A 3,779-nucleotide genomic window follows, 5' to 3' on the forward strand; every position below is an offset into this window, starting at 1 on the left:
AGAAAGAATAGATTCATAAATATATTTCTATATAATAGCCCCATTCATGCAATTGTACTCCTGACTCCTAACCCAACCAACAAACTTTTTCAGCCAACCCTACTTAGGTTCTCACTAAGGATTTATTGACAGTGGCTTCAATTTGATAAATAGATGAAAGGACGCTACCTTGATGATTATTGACCAGATCGTATTTGACTTCTTGTAAATAATTAAAAATGGCATCCCGCAGAATCGGTTTTTCAATGTTTACCCGGTGCTGATAGTCCCATAAATCCCAAACTATCAAACCAATTCCCACGATTGGATCGATTAATTCTGCCCCAAAACTACTCGCTACTGCCCCACCGGTTTTAGTGGCAATTTTCGCCCCCGTTTTTCCCGCTAGGGACAAATAAACTGTACTGCCCACTTTCATCACTGGGACCAGAGATTTAACTCCTAAAGCAGTCGTGCCACCGACTAAAAGTTTAATTGATGTGTTAGAAATATTGCCCTCGGTATCTTTAATTGTTACGGCCATATCACTAAGATAACGGTCCCATTTGCCTTGGGGAATTTGATAACTAGCCTGTATATTTGCCAATTCATTGCTTAAATTATTGACATATAAATTAACAGCATCCCTAGTAATTCTCTCTAGACGCAATTGAGCCTCTTGGGGACGAATTACCCGTTTAGTAAACTCGGTTTGAATAGTTTTGGTCAAATTTTCTGCCACCACCTGTTCCGGGAGTGGATTATCTGTATTGACCCAGTGAGCGATCGAGGAGTATAATCCGCTTAAAAAGGCCTTGCCCTCAAATTGTTTTTGATTGAAATAGTTAAAATACCAAGGCAGAAAACCCTGATCTACTCGTGTCATCAACTCCTCCACCCATCCCTCAATTTCTCCTAGGGCGAAGCTTTGAGAATTTGCTCTGGCTGTCTGTAAAGCTTGGCTAATCTCCCGATCGATTTGACTGTTAGATTTTTCGGGTATAGTGATGGGAATCTCTAGGTTAGTTTCGGTAGCAACCCTAGTTTTTAACGGTTCATTGCCGGCAGTTCCTAGCCAAATTTTCCCTAAAAGAGGCAAGATAACCACTAGAACAACTATAGCCCAAATTAACGGGGTTATTGCCTTAATCAGTTGACTGATTGCCTGAATGCGGTTAGTTTTTTCACTATACTGAGGTGGCTCAATATTCTCTTGTGAATCTGGCCTGGAGTTCATCAGTTAACCTACTTAAAATTATTAGATCATTGTTCTCAAAAAACCGCAGAAACCCCAATTTTCCGAGCAGTAATCTGGAGAGGACATTATCGGGCAAAAGGCAGCCAATACCCGATAAATATCGGCAATTTTAGCGAATCTCTGCCTTCATCCGTTCAAGGGTTTGCTGCATTTGGTCGAACATCATTTGGGGAGTCATACCAAATTGACCTAATTGGGTTTTTAGCTGTTCTACGGTCATTTGGGCGGAAAAATCCTCAGATAACTCAAAACGCTTCATAAATATCTTGTAGCGTTCCATTAACTCCTCCATCCTATCGATAAAGATTATTTTACCCTCTCGATCGAATTTCCCGTACTCGCTGCCTAGTTGTGTGAGAGACTGGTAATCTTCAAATAGCTGTCTAGCTTCCTGTTGAACCACTTCTGAGTCAAAGAATCCCATAATCTTAAAACTGCTTATCGTCGATAGTTATTCTCTCCCCTATTTTATTTTAGCCTGGGAAAAAGTCTAGCTCCAGCCGATTTACGGATTACCGTATTGGGGAAATCGAGAAGATCACAAACGACCCCCGTCCCGGTTTAACCGTTGCCCCAGGGAGTTTAAGATTAAAAGTGATCAGACCTCTTGTAAAAATCAAAAATTGTCCTTTAACTGCCCCACAGTGGCTATTTCGCTAAATTTGGGCTGCAGCCCTTATAATTTGCCAAAACGACGATGACGACCCTGATAATCTTTTAAAGCGCGGTGAAATTGCACTCGATCGAAATCGGGCCAGAGGGTGTCAGTAACGTAGATTTCCGCGTAGGCCATTTGCCAGAGTAAAAAATTACTAATTCGCATTTCCCCACTACTGCGAATTAACAGGTCTGGGTTAGGAATCCCGGCAGTATAAAGATACTGTTCAAAGAGAGATTCATCGATCGCTTCCGGGGAGACTAAACCCTGTTGCACCTGACGAGCGATCGCCTGACAAGCTTGCACGATCTCCTCTCGGCCACCATAATTAGTAGCCACCGTAAATTGAATACCGGAATTTTTGCTAGTTTCTGCTTGAGATTTAGCAATTTCCCGTCTTAAAGACTCTGGCAAGGCTGATAAATTACCAATAAAGCGAATTTTGACATTTTGCTGCATCATTTCTTCTAATTCGCGCCGCAAAACCCGCTCGAATAGAGTCATTAAAAACTCTACTTCCTCGAGGGGACGACCCCAATTTTCTGTAGAAAAAGCATAAGCGGTTAAAGCGGGAATCCCCCAGTCACGACAACAGCGCAGCAAGTCTTTTAGTGCATCTACTCCCCGTTGATGGCCCATAATCCGCGGTAAACCACGATTTTTCGCCCAACGACCGTTCCCATCCATAATCACTGCGACGTGCTGAGGCAAACGGTTTTTATCTAAATCCGTAGGTAATTCTGGTGACAAGCTCGGTTTAAGAGTCATTTTCTATCTTTGGGGGTTGCTCTGGGCGAACGGGAGAATTTTTCTAAGATTAGACGACCTTTTAAGCCAATTGTACGCCCTAAACGTCCCCAACTCGGTGCGACCACTTCCCCCTCTCCCGACGGAGAAAACTTCGCTTCGAGAAGCTCTTTTAGTTTACTACTGGTTAAAGGCCGATCCAAATTACCCCCCGACGCGAGGGAAATCGAGCCGGTTTCCTCAGAAACCACAATACAGATACAATTATCTAGCCTTTCGGTAATGCCCATGGCCGCCCGATGACGGGTGCCTAATTGCCTAGAGGTACTGCGCTCCGATAAGGGTAGAATAACACCCGCGGCCACCACTCGATCGCCCCGAATAAATACGGCCCCATCGTGCAGTAAAGTTTTAGTTTGAAAAATAGTTTGAATTAATTCCTTAGATACTTGGCCATTGAGCGTCACCCCCGGATTGACAAACACCTTGGTGTCGAGATTGCCACTGGTTTCTAATACCATCAGCGCACCGGTGCGATTTTGAGATAGATCCTTCACCGCGTCCACTAACTCATCAATGACATTATCGGTCTTGGGAGTGGGGGAACTTTTTTTAAATAATTCCCACACTTGACCTTTGCCCAATAATTCTAAAAAACGGCGGAATTCCGACTGAAAAATCACAGCAATCGCCACTGCTGCCCCCAAAATCAATTTTTCTAGGACTAACCCCAGCAAGCGCAATCCTAGGGCATCGCTAATCACCGAGGCCAGCATTAAGTAGATTAGTCCTCGCACCATCCAAAAGGTACGCCGCTCGCCGATAATTAGCAGCAGCATATAGGTAAGGAGGAGAACTAACCCAAAGTCTAGGACTGACAGACCATGGCTGAGAATCCAGGACAATAACCGGCGAGGATCCAGAAAAAAACCCGACATGGGGGACGATAGCGATGAGGTTTATATTAAGGAGAGTCGAGTGGTTGACATACCCCACGCCGTAAACGGACGTGGATTCTTCTCGCATCACTGCTGTGAATTTCTGGCTCAACGAGTCCACTTGAATTAGATTCCTGGCGAAATCCAACCCAGAGGTGGTTCTCTCCTCAGACTTTCGCGACCTTACAGAAGCCTGTTC

The 3,779-nt window shown here is 44.2% G+C and carries 4 protein-coding genes; all 4 read right to left on the reverse strand.

The genetic code is table 11. The features are described 5' to 3' along the window. Positions 1-103: 103 nt before the first annotated feature. The 4 genes from PX636_RS01665 to cdaA all read right to left on the reverse strand — a co-directional run bounded on the left by PX636_RS01665 (position 104) and on the right by cdaA (position 3,580). Positions 104-1,216 (reverse strand): hypothetical protein, encoded by a 1,113-nt coding sequence (locus PX636_RS01665; RefSeq protein ID WP_288116020.1) that lies wholly within the window; start codon positions 1,214-1,216, stop codon positions 104-106. A gap of 130 nt (positions 1,217-1,346) precedes the next feature. Further along, a complete protein-coding gene (locus tag PX636_RS01670; protein ID WP_002738222.1) occupies positions 1,347-1,661 on the reverse strand; it encodes a DUF1825 family protein in 315 nt (104 codons plus the stop codon). Positions 1,662-1,913: 252 nt separating this feature from the next. Further along, entirely contained in the window at positions 1,914-2,663 is a 750-nt protein-coding gene (gene uppS, locus PX636_RS01675) for a polyprenyl diphosphate synthase (protein ID WP_002799081.1), read from the reverse strand. Continuing rightward, on the reverse strand, positions 2,660-3,580 hold the full coding sequence (gene cdaA / locus PX636_RS01680) for a diadenylate cyclase CdaA (protein WP_002799082.1): 921 nt from the start codon (positions 3,578-3,580) through the stop codon (positions 2,660-2,662). Before cdaA ends, uppS begins: the two co-directional genes overlap by 4 nt. Between the last annotated feature and the right edge of the window lie 199 nt (positions 3,581-3,779).

This window comes from Microcystis sp. M53598_WE2 (assembly GCF_030067735.1).
Classification (GTDB): Bacteria; Cyanobacteriota; Cyanobacteriia; order Cyanobacteriales; family Microcystaceae; genus Microcystis; species Microcystis aeruginosa.

What these genes read in the sequence shown, in the direction of transcription:
- PX636_RS01665 (WP_288116020.1), bottom strand. Translation starts at nt 1,216, where the DNA reads ATGAACTCCAGGCCAGATTCACAAGAGAATATTGAGCCACCTCAGTAT.
- PX636_RS01670 (WP_002738222.1), bottom strand. Translation starts at nt 1,661, where the DNA reads ATGGGATTCTTTGACTCAGAAGTGGTTCAACAGGAAGCTAGACAGCTA.
- cdaA (WP_002799082.1), bottom strand. Translation starts at nt 3,580, where the DNA reads ATGTCGGGTTTTTTTCTGGATCCTCGCCGGTTATTGTCCTGGATTCTC.
- uppS (WP_002799081.1), bottom strand. Translation starts at nt 2,663, where the DNA reads ATGACTCTTAAACCGAGCTTGTCACCAGAATTACCTACGGATTTAGAT.